The following is a 17,960-nucleotide window of genomic DNA, read 5'->3' as shown; positions in this document are numbered from 1 at the left end:
AAAATGTTTTTTTAGGAAGATCGATGTAGTATTTTGAATTATAACAATGATTCATTTTGTTTTAGTTAGCAAAAAGATCATGATGTGCCTTGCTACTTTAAAAATAGCAACTTTAATATATTCAAAAATTTACATTTGAATATCTTCTATGCCACAAAATATAGACCAAGTCAAATTTTTATATTTTTACCCATCAAAACTTACCTCCATTTTTCAAGAATTCCCCGACAGCTAACGCTTTCTTTGGCAACCATTTGAGTCCATCAATTCTACTGTTTACGATGTTTTTCTTGCCATCTATTGAATTCTTATTTTTTTAATAAAATAGTTTTCTTGGCTGGTCAATTGTAATAAATAAATACCAGGAACAAGGTGCTCCAATTGTAAATGAATCAAGCGATCTAGCTTGGTAAGCTCTAGTTTTTTAGTGTAAATAGTTTGCCCCAAATTATTGTACAGATGGATCGTAGTTGGTGCTGCTAACGATTGGGTAAATTCAAGGGTTATTTTTCCATTCGAAGGATTGGGGTAAACCTTCGCCGCTATTGCTGTAGTTTTAGTGCGTTTTATACCAACTGATGTATTCACTATAAATAAGGTGTCCAATGTACAACCGTCAGCATTCGTAATGGTTACGCTATAACTTCCTGCTGCTAGGTTAGCTAGATCTTCTGTTGTACTTCCATCACTCCAAGCGAAGGTATAGGGAGCCGCCAACGTATCTAAGGTTAGATTTATAGCACCATCTGTGCAATTATTACACGAAGTACTTACCGTGTCTACCATTTGCAAATTAACAGGATTAGTGGTATCGCTAAGTTGAAAACCAAACGTTCTAGCGCAACCATTGTTATCATAAACGGTTAATGCATAGTTCCCAACTGCTAAATCGCTAATGGTTGCTGTTGTATCCGTTGTTGACCAAACATAAGTATAAGGAGAAACACCTCCACTAACTCCAGTCACTATAACACCATTAGACAGCGCACAATTAGGGGCGATTACTTGAAAAGTACTACTTATCGGATTATTGGCTCCATTGATGTAAAATGAATCGACAAAGATACAGCCATTTCCTTCTGTTACGGTTAAATAATAAGTGCCTCCAATTAGTCCAGTTATTGTAGCACTGCTATCGCCATTCGACCATTGATAAGTATAGGGTAAACTACCTCCTGAAACGATCACGGCAATGCTTCCATCTGCACCACACTGCTCATCTACTAATACCGTATTTTGAATGCCCAAACCAAAAGTTAAATTATTCAGAAAAATTCCTTGCTCAACCGCTTCACACCCCACCGAATCGGTCACAGTAAGAGCATATTGCCCTGCGGTAATTCCAGCGAGTCCTTGGCTTGTATCTCCATTCGACCATAAATAAGCATAAGGCAGGGTTCCCCCTGAAATAAATGGATTAATAATGCCATTCGATTGGTAACAAGATTCATCCAAATGGTTGATGGAATCAACTTTAAGGGTTCCCATATCATGGGGAACTTCAAATTGTTTTGTAATCGTACAGGTAGTATTGATGGAGGGATTAAAATAAAATTGAGAAATCGTAACAGAATAATTTCCTGCGGATAAGCCTGAGATGGTACTTGTGGTAGAATTAAGACTGCTGTCTCCTGTACTCCAAATATAATCTCTAAGACCATAAGCACCAAAGTCAACTGTGATCTCTCCTTGATTGTTATTGCAATATTCTGGAATAATGGTAGTATCGATTGTTGAAAATAAATTTTCGGAAGGGTGTAGCTCCAATTCAAAAGAATCAATAAGTTGACAGCCATTCACATCGGTAACCGTTAGACTATAAATCCCACTATAGATATTTTCTAGAATAGGGTTTGTCGTGCCATTGCTCCACAAATAACTCAAGGGCGCTGTCCCCCCTACTGCATTTAGGTAGATTGCCCCAGCAGGTAGATTGCCAACGGTTGCGGTATCAAAGCATGTACTATTTCTATATACTGCATTGGGAATAGAAATGGGAGTATTGATTTTTTGTACAGTATCCGACCAAACGTAGGTACAACCCGTTGCATCAGTAATAGAACAACGGTATATTCCTGCTGATAACCCTGTCAAATTGCTACTGCTGCCTCCATTCGACCATTGATAAACATAGGGAGGACTTCCTCCTGTCGTCTCTAGATGTATTTCGCCTCCCGCATTAAGGCATATTTCTGGTAGAATAGAATCTACAACATAAAAACTTTGTGTTTGGTTAGGCACATAAAATTGTTCTCGAATTTTGCAACTTTGAGCATCTGTAATGGTTACTTGATAATGTCCTGTTGATAAATTACCTCTGTTCTGAATTCTTTGACCATGCTCCCAATTAAAAGAATAAGGTGTCTGTCCTCCTGCAAGTGTTAAATTAATTGCTCCATTTCCTAAGTTGCAACTATCGGATAGAATCAAAGGATTAGCAACTATTCCATTGGCATTATTTAAAATGGTATAGGTATCGGTCAATGAACAGCCTGTTTCGTCGGTAACGGTAAGCCCATAGGTTCCTGCTCTTAAATCCTGAATGCTTGGTGTAATGGCTCCTGTACTCCACGAATAAGCGGGGGCGTTGCTGCCTGATAGCGCTAAATGAATGGAACCATTCGCATTACCGCAAGTCTCGTTCAATAGATTGACCTGATCCAATTGTAAAGAATCACTAAGGTTATTTAGAGGAATTGTTTGATTGACCGTACAGCCATTGCTATCCGTCACCATTAGGGTATAATTACCGCCTGTAATCCCTGAATAATAATTGGTTCCTTGCCCTACAGCGATACTCCTGACTGCATCACGATAGGTTATCCCTGTATCCGAAGCTGGCCAATCTTGAAAAAGTACATTGCCCTGCCCATCTAATAATTCATAAGCGTATAGATAGGATGTATTACCCAAGTATTCTAATTGAATGCTATCTCCAGCACAAACGGGAATTAGGGCCGACTCAAAATTTTTATTCCACCCCATCGGAACGGCATAATAACCATAAATACTGTTATTAATAGACACTCTTACCGCAGCAATAGGGTTGGACCACCAGCCCGATCCTATTGTCACAAAAGGGATATGCATATTTAAGACATAATTGCCGCATTGATGGGCTGTACTGGACGTCCATTGATAGGTATAGGGTTGGTTTCCGCCTGTTACCCTGGCCTGGATCGCTCCATTGGCTTTAGCACAATGGTTGTCTAAAACGGTTACATTAGAAATTTGCAAATCAGCCCCTAAATCATTCAGTATACTGGTACTGCTTAGCGTACAACCTGTAGCATCTGTAATGAGACAAGTATAAATCCCATCCCTTAGCCCAGCAACAACTGCTGTGGTGTCACCGTTTGACCACTGATAAGTATACGGCATTGTTCCTCCTAAAACAGCTAAATTTATAGCGCCATTTTGCTGATTACAACGTTCATCTACTTGGGTTAGATTATCTATAAAAAGGGTTCCAGAACTATTGCTGATATAATTAGAATGAACAATAGAACAACCGTTATGGTCTGTAATAGTTTGTGTATAGATTCCACTCGATAAATTCAACACATCTTGGGTGCTTGCCCCATTGGACCATTGATAGGTATAAGGAACTTGCCCGTTGATTATTGTAACATCTATTGCGCCTTGACCGTTTCCACAAACCTCTGGCGATTGTGCAATGTTGGCAATTTGTAGATTGCCTGAAAAATTATTGACAACATAGGTTGCCGTAAGCTGACAAGTATTGGCATCCTCTACGGTGACGCTATAGGTTCCCTGATTTAGGTTGGCTAGATCTTGGGTACTCGCTCCATTCGACCACTGATAGGTATAAGGCGAATTTCCTCCTTGAATCGACAAGTCAATACTTCCTAAATGATTCGTGCAATGTTCATCTGTAATATTAACCCCTGCAATGGAAAAATTGCCTACTGTTGATTGAATCGTTTCGGTGATTATGCTCGTGCATCCTAAGGAGTCAGTAAGGGTGCAGGTATATGTTCCTTGCCCCAAATTGGTTATGTCTTCGGTGCTTGCTCCATTCGACCATTGATAGGTATAAGGCGGATTTCCGCTGATTATTGTAAGATCAATTGCGCCATTCTGTTGGTTGCAAACTTCGTGGCTAAGATGGCTTGCTCCTAGCACTGTTGCAGATGTATTCAAAATAGAATAAGGTCCTAAAATAACTTGGCAATTAGCACTATCCGTAAGGGTGCAGGTATACGTTCCTTGACTCAAATTGGTTATATCTTCGGTACTCGCTCCATTCGACCATTGATACGACAAAGGTAGATTGTTATTAATAAGGTGAATGTCTATTGCACCAGCACTGTTATTGCAATGTTCATGTACGACCCTTGGTGGCATCAACAAGTATGAATTTGTTGTATTGGTAAGCCTAAAGTCTTTTATGATTTTACAACCTAAATTATCCGTAATGGTACAGGTATACATTCCTTGACTTAAGTTGTTCAAATCTTTGGTGGTGTCAGCCGTTGACCACTGATAAGCATAGGGCAAACTTCCTCCTGTTATCCCAATCTCTATTGCTCCATTTTGTTGCGTACAACTTTCATTGGTAAGTTGGCTGCTTGCTAGTGCTAGGTCACCAACTTGATTAACAACTTGTGCATGGTGAACGACTGTACAACCTAAAGTATCTGATATGGTGCAACGATAAAGCCCAGCACTCAAATTAGATAAACCAGGGGCATTAGAGCCCGTATTCCATTGATAAGCCAGCGCCCCACTGTTTCCTGAAGTAGATAAATAAATACTTCCTGTACCATCAGAACAGTTTTCATTTATCACCTGAGTCGCATCAACACTCAAATGACCACTTGTATTTCCTACAATTAGATTGGATTGTTCTAGTTTGCAGCCCATCGAATCGGTAATGGTTACTTCATAAATTCCTGAAGACAATTGTTCGATCCTATTGGTTGTATCCCCTGTGCTCCAAAGATAATGATAGGGCATAATACCACCAGTCATAGTGAGTCGAATTTCTCCTGCTGCATTGCCACAAATTTCGGGATCAACATCAATATTATTGAGCTGAAAATTGCCAGCATCATTGCTTATTCTATACGTTGGTGTTACAATCAAACAACCTCGATTTTCACTAATGGTGCAAGAATAATTTCCTGCTGGAATGGCTCTTAAATCTTCAGTTGTTGCTCCATTGGACCACAAATAAGTATACGGCCATTCCCCTCCTGTTCTTGTAATATCAATTGACCCTGTAGAATCGTTGCAACTTGCATCTACTGTATTCTCATAACTCAATTGAAAGCTTCCTGTTTCATTAAAAATTGTATCTGAAATAACAATTGAACAGGCACTTGCATCGGTAATGGTACAGGTATAAATTCCTTGTGACAAATTGGTTATTCTTGAACTGCTAGAATCATTCGACCATTGATAAGCATAAGGCAAAATTCCACCAACAGCATAAATTTCGAGCGTGCCATTTCCTCTGCTACAATGTTCATTTACTGAGTTTATTGCTGCAATTGCTAGTCCATTCGTTTGGTTCTTAATCTCAAAAGAATCCACTAAATGACAACCGCTTGCATCCGAAATCGTCACTTGGTACATTCCTTCTGATAAGTTACTTATTCTATTATCGGTAAGACTATTGGACCATACATAAGCAATTGTACCCCCCGTAGATTGAGCCATAAGTTCTATGCTTCCGCTCCCATTGGCGCAGGTTTCATCCATTATCTGTGTATTAACGAGCTGCAAATCGCAATTGCGGACGCAATTCCCTACTAAATTAAGCAATTCAAAGCTATCTACTTTTATACAATTATTCGCATCTGTAATCGTTACCTGATAGGTTCCTTGCACTAAATCTTGCACTTGTTGAACGGTCGCTCCATTGGACCATTGATAATGATAAGGAGCTGCCCCGCCTCTTACATTCAAGTTAATTTCTCCTTCCTGATCGCCACAATTTTCATGCACAATAGATGCTGTGGTATACATAGGTACTGCTTGTGGAATGGTATACTTAGCAATGGTTTGACAATTAGAACTATCCGAAATCGTTACGGTATAAAGCCCAGCAGCTAGGTTTATTATATCCTCTGTCGTTTCATTATTGGACCAACTAAAGTTCAGGTTTCCACTTCCTGTTGATAAATCAATGCTCCCATCTGAACTTCCTACACAAGCTTCTGCATTCACAACCGCAGACACCACAGGTCCAGAAACATTGGAAAGAGTAATGTTTTTTTGATGCAGGCAACTGTTCCCATCTGTCAAACTTACCCCATAACTCCCTGCTGCCAATCCATTGATGTGCTGAGTCGTGTCGCCTGTAGACCACAAATAGGAATAAGGAGGAAACAAACCACCAATTGACAAATTAATGCTTCCATCTGATCCATTGCAGGAAGGGTTGTTTAAGACAGGTGTTATGGTTGGCACAGGAGGTTCTTGTAAGGTAACAATAGAATCTGGTAAATCAGCCTTTAGGCTAATGCTCCAATCAAATAAGTAACCATTATCTTGTGCATAGTTGTCGGTAAGGCGAAGCGTCCAGTTTCCATTCAAAGGGCTGCCCAATAATCCAAAGAAATTTTGTCTGGGAGTATAAGAACCTGCTGGTAAATAATAATCGGTATAGCTGTTCCCTGCTAAGGTGGTATAAGTATATGTTGGTGGTGGACCAGGGTGACTGGGGGCAATCATTCCTGTCATGGTTGGATAAGTAGCATTATTTGTCCAACAATATTGATAACCTACTCCTGCCGATAAATTGCTATAACTCCAATTGTCTGTTGGACCAGAGGCAACGGGCTCACCCAAATTGCATGCTGCGACTGCCGACCCTGTATTCCCTACTCCTTTTAATTGGATAACAGCACCATTAGGGGCAATTAGGTCTATGCTTAAATCTCCTGCATAAGAATGTTCTAGGGTAGCACAAATCGCATTGATTTGGTGAATAGAACTTAAGGTTTGCCCTACATTAAAATCATTAATTGCAATGCTGTTGGTATAAGCTGCTCCTGTACCATCTGGCAAAAATGTTTGTCCTGCATTGTACAAGCCTCCTGCAACAATGGCTTCTGCGGTACAGCCATACTGATCCAATACTTCTACCCAATAAGTTGCCGCAGGAAGCCCTATAATCGGCAAGCTAGTGTCTGGGATATTCTGAAGCACATGAGTACTGGTATCCATATACTGAATCTGGTAAGGGGGGCTTCCTCCTGTTATCGTTAGTTGTATGCTTCCTGACGAGTCATTCGGACAGGTTAAATTGCTTCCAATCGTATGATATGAAATTGGGGCAGCATCATCAATGTATAAACGTACGGTGTCCTCTGGCACGCAGATAGATGTTGAAGGACGATAGATCAACTCTATGACTTCTCTTCCTTCTACCAAGCCATCTTGTAAGGCGTTAAGAATAAGCGTTGAAGAGGATTGTCCCTGAGGTATGGTAACAAAAGAATCAATGTATTGATAATCGATTCCATTCAGTGCCGTCCCTTCTAATCGAATAGGAATGTTCAAATCTTGTGTGGCGGTATAGCCTAAATCAAAGGTATATTTTGCAGGAATGCAGCCTTCTAAAGCCGTGGTATCAGCACTATAAGTTGTTCCAACTACTTGTATGGAATTAGAAACTAAAGAATTGGCTTCTAACATAACGGCAGAATCGTATAAATCGTCTTGACCGTCTGCTATTCGCAAAGAAAGTTTATAAACGGCACATGGCTGTAAGCCTGTTTTTCTGGCGGTCAACAATTGAGTAAATCCATCAAATTCAATATTGACTGTTCCTGTGCCAAAATCATTGTCGATGTAGTATTGCCAATGAGTGTTGTTGTTGATGGAATGAACGGTAATTGGGGCTGTGGTATTGGGGACTATTGCTAGATTTTCTTCTCCTACAATCCCTGGGCCGCTAATCACAAAGGCAAAGGCATCGTTGTAACTGGCATTAATAAATTCATTGTATTCCTCGGAAAGAAAGATGTAATTAAAAGCAATTTCATCTCCTTGTACTTCAAATTCAAATTCCAAATAGGTGTAATCGTTGATGTTTGTGCCTACAATGGCTTCCAAGATCGTGTCGGTATCGTAAAAGGGCAGCATCTGTCCTCCCGATGTTCCGCTTTGGCTGTTGGGGCCAATCGCATCCATAACATTGCCACTAGAAAGAATCACTCCTGCATTCAAGCCCAAATCACTGCCTTGGTAATTGAAGGTTCCTGTTTGTACGTGAACGGTATCGTACAAGACGGCGTTGTATACCGTAACATTCGGCCCTGCTAAGTTGTTGGCAAGCTGCTGAGCGGTCAAGTTGTTTTGTACGGTTAACTGCCCAACGGCGGTGCTGCTTATTGCTAATAAAAAGCCGATTAGAAGGATTAGTTGTTTCATGGAATGTTATTCATTAAGGCTAAAAAAAATGGTCAGTACTGTATGACTACAACTGACCATTTGTTTGTTCAACAATTGCTATTTTTTAAAAGATTATTGTTCTGTTCTTTTTTTCCAGATCAACGCTTCATAATGTTCTTTGTGTTTACTGTTCCAGCCGTCTATTGTTGGAGGATCTGCTACTATTGTTTCTTCAATAGGTATGACATTTTCATCAATTGCGTATTGACTCGCTAAGATGTAAAATACTCCTCCCTGAGATTCTATAGCAAAAAAATCTTTTTCTGAAAACATGTTACTGGTATGTAAGGCAATGTTTTTTAATGGTTCTAAAAATACGTTGTACTCTTCTTCTGTACCAGCTCTTAGTTTAATTCCATGTAGTGTAATCGGAATCCCTATGTAATTGGTATAAGAAAACATTAAATCAACATTTTTTATAGAAGGATCCATGAAATACATAGGACTTCGTATTAACAACAAGCCCTTCTCAGCATTGTAATGTTCTAATGTAAATGCTCTATCTGAGCTAAATAATATTTCCATTTGTGTTTTACACCTAATACAATAACTACACAGCTTTTTGCTAATAGTTAAGTTAAAAAGAAATTATTTGGCTAATAGCCAAATAATTTCTAAAAGCTATATTTAATCTAAGCAATTTTTATAGCGTCCAAAAATAAAATAGCATCATGGGTAAGTCCTCTACCCTCCATATCTTTTCGAAACTCTTGTAGTTTGCTCTCCCCTAGTAATACCAATAATCTTTCACACATTCTTTGGTCGATATATTCATCAGAAACATGTAGATTGAGAATAAAATCATCTTCTGTTTCACGAAAGACATTTTCTTCTTTCATTTCCTTGAGCGCCTGAAACATCCAATCATAAATTTCTTCTTTATCAATCACTTCATTGTCTTCTAAAAAAAGATTTAAATCATCTAACTTTTCTTCCCCTTCTTCTATCTCTATCCACGAAGACATGTCCCATCGAGCATATGTTGCAATGGTTCTTACCACAAGAAAACTCCTTCGGAGATTATCTGCGAAGTTTTTATACGTATTGTAACACAAACTTATTGTAGCAGCATCAGAATCTGTATACACTCCAAATTGATAGATCTCATTTTCTTTATTTAGTTCTGTAAACAAATCTGTTGCGATTGTTTTAAGTTGTGTTACAAATTGTTCCCTGTTCATTTTTAGTTGTTCAAATTTGATGTACCAACAATGTATTAGAAAACTTTTTTTGTATTAAATCTTTTTTATGAATACCAAAGTATAACATCGCTTCAACTCTATCTATATCTAATCCCAAAGTATCATCAGCTATGTTTACTTGCAATAAAAGATAAAACTCATTCCGTTCTTTTTCAATAATTATCTCTTCGTCAGAATCTAAATAGTTAGCAGCCCAAAAATAGGATGGATCTTGCTGTAAGCCATAAGGCAACCCTAGTATATTGTGATCTGTTCCTCCTGACAATTCTCTTTCTAAATCCATGTATTGAATCATATCAATATCAATGCCTTTTTCATAAGCTGGTATTTCTATTTCTTTTTTATAAACATCAGAGCCAAAAGGAGGGATTGACATTCCTTGTTTGAAAACAATCTCATTTTCTAATAAAATAGATTCGTCAGATACAGGTGTAAAAGCAATTAAATTGTTTTTATCTTTTTCATAAAAAACAATCTGACTTTCCATATCTTTTAAATCACAATAAAACATTAGATAACCCTCTGATGGAAATAAAAGTTCATCGTGGTATTTTGATAAATCTGCACAATTTAACAAACCAATAAAACTCATAGAATTGCCCTGAGATTCAATAAAAGATTTTTTGCCCTTAGGTACAATTGGTGTCCCACCAATTCTTGATAAAAACAGCCTAGAGTTACCACTCTCTAAAAGAGAGAGGTAAACTTTAGGTCTTAATTGCTCTATCAATAACTTTACAAGTAACTCATTTTGAAAGTGATCTGAAATTGTTTTTTCATACTCTTTATGTAACATAATATTAAGGTGTTGATATTTTTTCTAATTCTTCTAATATAGGTATTGCATAGTCATCTAACCTTATTTTGGCATCCTTAGCTTCCTCTACTTGCTTTGCTACTTTAGGAATAATTACAGTTTCTAAATAATTCCTAGCTTGCATTCCCGTATATTTCGTTCCAATTGCTTTTTTGTAATCTAAGACATATTTTTCAATTAATTTAGAATAATCAGGATGATCAAATATTTTTTTCATTCTATGAATATCCTGAGGAACAGCCATTCCATTTAATGCCCCATTCAAATTAAAACCACCTTCTAAAACAGCCTTTTTCACAAAAACAGCAGCATCATCCCATCGCTTAGGGTTAATCAAAGTCGTTGGTATTAAATGATGAGCTTCCTCAGCCACACCTTTTGCTCTATTAAAAACTGTTCCTGCTTTCTCCATCGCTGTTTTTAGTTGGGTAGAGGCCTTAGTCCTCATTTTAGTTATTTTTTCTAAAAACTTTGGTTTTAGTTTATAAATCCCCTTTCCTAATTGAGCTACATCAAGTATCCCCATTGCAAGACTCACTTGTTCACCTAATTGACCTAGTGCAAGAATAGGATTTAAGGTGGCTTCAACTGTACTTTGCTTTTCTAGAATTTTTTCTCTGTCTTCTGCAAAAGCCGTTTTCATCAACTGCCCATAGGAACTAAATGTATATCTATATCCATTGTGATGAAGCAAAAACAATCTCCCTTTTTTGGGAGTGTAGGACCCTATAATTAATTCTACTGGAGGGTCATAAAGTTCTTCACCCATGTACTTTAAAAGTACTTTCCCAAACTTATCAAAAGTTAAACTAAAATGCTTCCATTCTCCACCATCTAAATCCACCCCATCAACAACTCTGTTTTCAGCAAAAGCATAAACAGAATTCCATGGATAATCAGGAGCTAAAGGGTCTACAGACAAAAACCTTCCTATTGAGGGACTATAAAGTCGCATTCCATAATCCTGAATTAGAGAATTTCCCCATTCATGTCTATCATCTTCTTTACCATTAAACCCAAAACGATAATTTTCTGCATTATATTTTCTCCTTGGCATTTCCCAACCAAATGGATAATACTGTTTATAGCTCTTAATTTGTGCTTCATATCCAGTACTTGTGCTTTCTTTTTGATCGGACAAAACCATAAACACATTTCCCAAATGATCTGGAATCTCATAACTCCTATTTCCTAATGTTCGAAAATATAAATTATCATAATTTGGATTAGAAGTTCTTACAATCTCTGAATTAGTCGCTAAGTTAATCGAATTACTATAACTTCCCAAACGCTGACTACCATAAAGCATTCTATCCTTGACCTTAATTATAGTATTAGGATTTAAAACTTCTTTTTGGTAGATAGCTAAAATAGCTCCTAATCCATCACGTATATAATAAGTTGTAATAGCATCGGTTGATCCTCCTAAATTAATATTAGGATCATAAGTTTTTGCAACACGATTTCCTTTGGAATCATACAAATACTTAATTTGACTAACAACACTAGTTAAGTGATTAGTTATATTTACCTGTTTCACTTTTCCATCAACTCTCCACAATATTTCTACATCTTCCTCTATAGTACTTCCATCCCCTTGCTGCATAAGAGTTAAATTCCCAACTTCGTCATAATTATAATTTTGGCGAGCATTTAAATCTCCTTGATTTTTTGAGCCTTGCAAATCATCAATAAAATCTAGTTGATCTTTTAAATCCCCAACACCATAATTATAATGTAATTCATCAATTAGCCCATTATCTCCATAACGGTTCAGGTGTTGAATATTACCATTTTCATCATAATCATATGTAGTAGTATAAGCATTACCAGGTAAATTCGCTAATGTCAAAGGGGTTGTTGTATTTACTCCCTGTAATGTACTCGACTTGATACGATTCCACTCATCATATATATAACTTCGCTGTATAAAACTCTCATCCACAGGGCTACTAAACCCAGTCATAGAAGAAGTAAGGGCATTAGTATTTATCCCCATGGATAATACTGGAATATTACCATTATACAGAGAGGGAGTATTAAAATCTACCGTTTGCTCTAAGCTTTCTCTAGTAAAATCACCTTCAAAATATCCTAATGTGTATCCAAATGCATCTTTCAAAAAGAACTCATTGGCTCCAGAAAAACCATCTCTTCCAAAATCTTTGGTTTCATTACTTGAATTTACTCCATACTGATTCATCAAAGGGTTATTCACGGATTTTAACCACCCTTGAATTGTATATACATAATCAACTCCTTGAATATCATCATCCCCCAATTCCATTCTCTTAAGTGGTCCATGGTCATAGTATGCATACTCCGCATCCTTATCCCAAATTAATTCATCCTTAGATGTCCAGACTTTTTTTAATTTACTTTGTTCGTCATATTCATATCTATGAAAAAAACGATCCTCAGAAAACTCATTATATCTAAGTTGCTTCATCTTACTAGAAACAAGATCATAATCATACGCTATGTAATTCTCTCCTAGACCAGGTATATAATGACGTATCCACTCTAAGTTATTATGTACATCATAACTATACGTTGACGTTACAACTATGCCATCTTGATGGCTTTCTGTATAACTTATATTGTTTCTTAAATACCTTTGTTCTTGCCCCAATTGATTATAATAAGTAACTGGTACTGATGAGATAACATGTGGCGTAGAATAATAAGAATGCATAAATTCATCCTTAATTGCCCCTATTGGTAATTCATCTAAGCCTAAATTATCTATAACATGTTGAGTTAATGTCCCATTGTAATACATTTCTCCACTCTCTACAACCCGCTGTAAATTATCATATAATGTATAACTATATAGTGGTGTAGGTAAAGTAGCAGCTTGTTTTGCATCTTGCGAAAAACGTAAAATTCCAGTAGATGTATAAAAAGAATTTATTTTGCCTTTATTTGGAGTTTTAGCTTGAACCATCTGCCCTAAAGCATTATAATCATACTGTGTTACCATCGCATGGTTAGGGATGGTTGTACTAGGTACAGGAGTTGTACCATTTTTATCCGCTCTCCAATCCAATAAATTCGTCAAATTCGTCCCCTCAATAAAATCAACGCCCTCTGGAGGGACAGTACGAATCAATTCATCTCTCAGGTTGTAATAATACAAGGTGTAATGCTCCAATTGCATGGCATAATCTAGCGTCAAGGCATCTTCTCCTTGCTTTTTGCAGTGATCGCCACGCCCTCCAAGTTTGTCTGCATCCGCCAAGAAATTTTGAGCTTGTTGCATCAAGTCATCCTTAACGATATCCGAATCTCCTGTTGCAGGATTTACTTTTACAGGACCAGGCTCTTGACGTGTCCAACGCATCTGTATATTGGTAAAGGCACGTGTAGAAGTGGTCTGAGAAAAAGTATTCAATACCGTACTAAAGACACAGCCATTATCATCTATAATAGACACTGCATAATCGCCCTCCAATAAATCAATCAAAGCAAAAGGATACACCGTTGAGGCAGGTAAATCCAACGAATAAGTAGCCTGCAATGGGTTGGCGTTTAGTGCATCAAATACCAATCGATACGGCGCTTTTCCACCTGTAATATTATCCACTTGAGGCAAACAACCCGCCATGCTTACACTTGCATTCAGCGTGGTATTATTCGGAACAACAACATTCCCTGTTTCGGTACAACCGTGTGCGTCAATTACTGTATAGACATACGTTCCAGCAATCAGACCATCAAGGCTATGCCCGCTATAAGTACTGTTGTTCGGACCTGTCCAATTGTAACTGCTTACGCTACAACTATTGTTAAAGATTGTCAAATCAATCTGACCATCATTCCCTGCACAACTGGGTTCAACCGTATTGGCGGTTACAGTGAAAATTTGATTGGCGATGTTTAGGTATTCGGTCGTAACACAACCACTGGCATCGGTAATCTCCAACACATAATCGCCCAATAAGCTTAGTGTTGTTCCATTTTGGCTCGTTCCGCCATTGTGAGTCCAACTAATGCTATAAGGCCCTGTTCCTCCTACAATATTGCTAGGATCAAGTGAAATTGAGCCGTTACAAGGATGAGGATTCATTAAGTGTGCCCCTCCATTGGCTCCTGGAACGGTAATAATTTCTTCTTTGGTACAACCTCCCGCACCCATAATTTGAACCGTATACGTTCCAGCCAATAAATCGGTTCTACTATGTCCGACAAAACCATCTTCCCAAACACAATTATAAGGCGCATTAGAGCCCGTTGCGGTTAAGGTAACGGATCCAGGTGTCGAGCAATTGGCAGGACTAACGCTTGTTGTTACCGTAGGATATTCGATCAAATCAATTGGGTTATTTCTATTGTCGAGATACATCAATGGAACTTGAATGTAGTTGCCACAACAATCGGTAATTTTAACCACAAAATGCAACTGACTATGCGCTAAATCTAAATTGCTATAAACGTGCGTAGAAGGGTCATTTTGATGCATCACAAATTGATCAATCAATACCCCTGTGAAATCAAATATTTCGTATATTTCTACCGTAACATTTGCACAGCTTGTAAATGCATCGTAATCGATGCTAAATCCATCAAAACCATTTTTGCACTTGGTTAAACGCTCAAGACTTGGTATATAGAATGGGTTATAAGCTGGCATAGAAACCGTTCGCTGATAAGCACAACCATCTCCGTCTTTAACCGTCAGATGATAGGTTCCTGAAGGAACTCCTGTCAAACTTGCAGTAGTACCCACGGTATATCCTTGTGCGTCTTTCCAGATATAAGAAACCGTAGGAGAAGGAGCAGGATCCGTTAAAATGGCATAAAGGGTACCGTGATTCCCTCCCGAACAAGTGGGACCATCCCAAGAATAGACAATATCCTGAATTCCATGAACAGAATTGTTAAACGTATGACCAATCGTTCCTGTACAACCATTGGCATCGGTAACGGTTACCGTATAAGTTTGCCCTAGTTTTAGGTTGGTAATAATTGGATTGGTTCCACCTGTATTCCACAAATAGGTATAAGGGGCAACACCTCCTTGAACATCACTGGCATCCAAACTACCATCATCTACCTTACAAGAAGTAGGGTTTTGAATGTCTTGGAATCGAACAATTAGCCCCTCGTCTTGTACCACAAGATTAGAAAGCACCTGAGAACAGCCAAAAGCGTTGGTTATGGTAATGCTATACGTCCCATCTGTACTCACAGGAAATGAATGGTTAAAACCAGACCAACCTATTGAGGATACGGTAATAGGATTAGATGGATCTGACGAAGAGGTAACGGTATAGGGCAAGCCTATTTCGTTGCTAATGTGTAAATCTAAACTACCATCAACAGAACAGTTAGGTTGATCGATGACAACACTAGCTCCCAAATTAACGGCACTCACATGAAAGTACTTAGAAGCGGTACAAGTTCCATTACTCACTGTCACTTCATAACTCCCAACCAAAGCCGAATTAATCATCAAGGTTGAGGTGTTTTGCCCAAGCAGTATAGCACCACTGGGATCCTTCCAAGAATAGTTAAAGCCAGTGGTAGGATCATCAACGGTTATGTATACTGCGTTGTTAGAACAGATGTAATGCACCGTGCCCTTTATCTCTATAGGATCATCCCCAACCGTTACCATCAATGGCAAATTTTCATTGGTATGGCAACCTGAATTAGAAACAAAATCAACATAATAGGTTCCAGCTGCTAATCCTTGAAAAGAAGCATTGTAATCATTACTATTGGGAGTAATCGTTTGTATAGCAGGTCCTGATGGTGTTTGTTTTAGGACTACTTGTGTAATCGTAAATTGATTGTTTAACTTTAGAAACCAATCGACACCAATCGATCCATTACTTTGCCCACAATTGGCATTGTAAGGAAATAAATCTGGCAATTGATTATTTAAAAACAAGTCTGTTGATGGATTGATCTCTTTTTCGTAGGTACAACCATCTGTAGTAGTCACCACTACTTTTGCCCAAGAAGTATTTAGTGTATTGGTTGCTAAATCTCCTATCGTGCTGATATTTTGTGCAGGAATTATTGCTCCTGTATGGTCTTTAAAGAACCAAGTGTAATTGGTGGCTGTAGCCCCTCCTATCATTGTGGCATTAAATTGCCAATAACAAGTCCCCTTATTTTGTAACGTAGGTATAATATCCACGCCTGCGGCTTCTACAGTCACCAACTGACTGCCAGAGCAGGTTCCATTGTTGACGGTTACCGTATAATCTCCTACCGCAACATTGGGTAAGGTATAACTACTAGTCGTTTGTGTAAAGGTAGTTACTTGATTGGTATTGGGCCCCAAAAATGATGTTGGATCATTACTGGTTAAGGTTACAGTATAAGTCGCTCCACTCTGAAAATTAGGCAAGGTTATTTCTAAATCCCCTCCTATGTCATGACAAGTTTTGGCGGTTGTTGCAACCAAGAAAGACAAGTCTTCATCTTTAACAATAACACTTTCTCCGTAAGAGCACTCCTCGCCAGCATCAATTTCAACCATATAATTACCTGCCGAAAGCCCTGTAAAGGTATGGCTTGTAGAGGTCATGGTCACCGATTGTAACACCTGATTATTGCTATTTTTTAGGGTAGCGGTATAGGTGTACCCCGCATGCATAGTTGTAAGAGTTGCTTTTATAGTAGCATCTCCACTAATTCCATTACACGCATTCCCCTCTGCAACCGAAAAAGTTGGGGTTAAATCCAATAATTGATAGGTATAAGGACCATAATAAGTATAGTTAAACTTACCAGGTATTAATAAGTGCACCACATAAGTTCCAGCGACAGCAGGTTCTAAGGTTCCAGCTCCTGGTTTGGTGATAAAAGGATCTCCCCCATTAATCGACCACTGCAATTGATAATCTTCGCCTGTATAAGAGTAATCTATATGTCCAGGATTTCCATTACAAGCGTGGTGAATAGTAATATTGGGTCTAGGTGGGCAATCTTCTTCATCTTGCAATATGATTGCTTCTCCATAACTACACTCCTCTCCAACCCAAACTTCTACGGTATAATTTCCTCCTGCTAAGCCTCCAAAGGTATGGCTATTGCCACTCATTCTTACAGACTCTACCACTCGGTTACTAGCATCTTTTAGTTCAGCCGTATAGGTATAACCAGCATGAACCGTATTGAGTGTAATTTGAATAGAAGCATCATTACTAATCCCATTACAATCGTTGCTTTTCACTAAAGAAAAGGACGGTGTTAAGTCCAGTACTTTGTAAGTAAAAGGACCATAATAGTTATATTCTCTTTTGCCTGGGATTAAAAGGTAGACTTCATATTCTCCTAGGGTAGCTTCCGAGAGCGTCCCAGCCCCTGGTTTGGTAATAAAAGGATCTCCCCCATTGATTGACCATTGCAATTGATAGTCTTCTCCTGTATAAGAATAAGCTATTGAGGCAGATTTTCCATTACAAGCATGCGTAATAGAAATTGTAGGTTCAGGAGCCCCATACAAAAAACTACTCAACAACAATAGATGGATTAAAAACAAAAATGTTTTCATTGTA

The 17,960-nt window shown here is 38.2% G+C and carries 5 protein-coding genes; all 5 read right to left on the bottom strand.

Annotation, left to right across the window (positions count from 1 at the left end; translation table 11 throughout):
- Window positions 1-297: 297 nt before the first annotated feature.
- Window positions 298-8,406, bottom strand: coding sequence for a choice-of-anchor L domain-containing protein (locus tag AsAng_RS05545; protein WP_264791801.1), 8,109 nt, complete (start codon window positions 8,404-8,406; stop codon window positions 298-300).
- A gap of 93 nt (window positions 8,407-8,499) precedes the next feature.
- Window positions 8,500-8,952, bottom strand: coding sequence for a hypothetical protein (locus tag AsAng_RS05540; protein ID WP_264791800.1), 453 nt, complete (start codon window positions 8,950-8,952; stop codon window positions 8,500-8,502).
- A 107-nt stretch (window positions 8,953-9,059) separates the two neighbouring features.
- Complete coding sequence (locus AsAng_RS05535; protein WP_264791799.1) at window positions 9,060-9,608, bottom strand: DUF4303 domain-containing protein; 549 nt, start codon at window positions 9,606-9,608, stop codon at window positions 9,060-9,062.
- 10 nt (window positions 9,609-9,618) lie between these two features.
- Window positions 9,619-10,425 carry a YwqG family protein gene (locus AsAng_RS05530; protein WP_264791798.1) on the bottom strand — a complete coding sequence of 269 codons (807 nt, stop codon included), beginning with the start codon at window positions 10,423-10,425 and terminating at the stop codon, window positions 9,619-9,621.
- A gap of 4 nt (window positions 10,426-10,429) precedes the next feature.
- Entirely contained in the window at window positions 10,430-17,956 is a 7,527-nt protein-coding gene (locus AsAng_RS05525) for an RHS repeat-associated core domain-containing protein (protein WP_264791797.1), read from the bottom strand.
- Window positions 17,957-17,960: the final 4 nt, after the last annotated feature.

This window comes from Aureispira anguillae (assembly GCF_026000115.1).
Classification (GTDB): Bacteria; Bacteroidota; Bacteroidia; order Chitinophagales; family Saprospiraceae; genus Aureispira; species Aureispira anguillae.
Note: the sequence above shows the minus strand (reverse complement) of the source record. Positions and strands in the feature narration are given on the sequence as shown.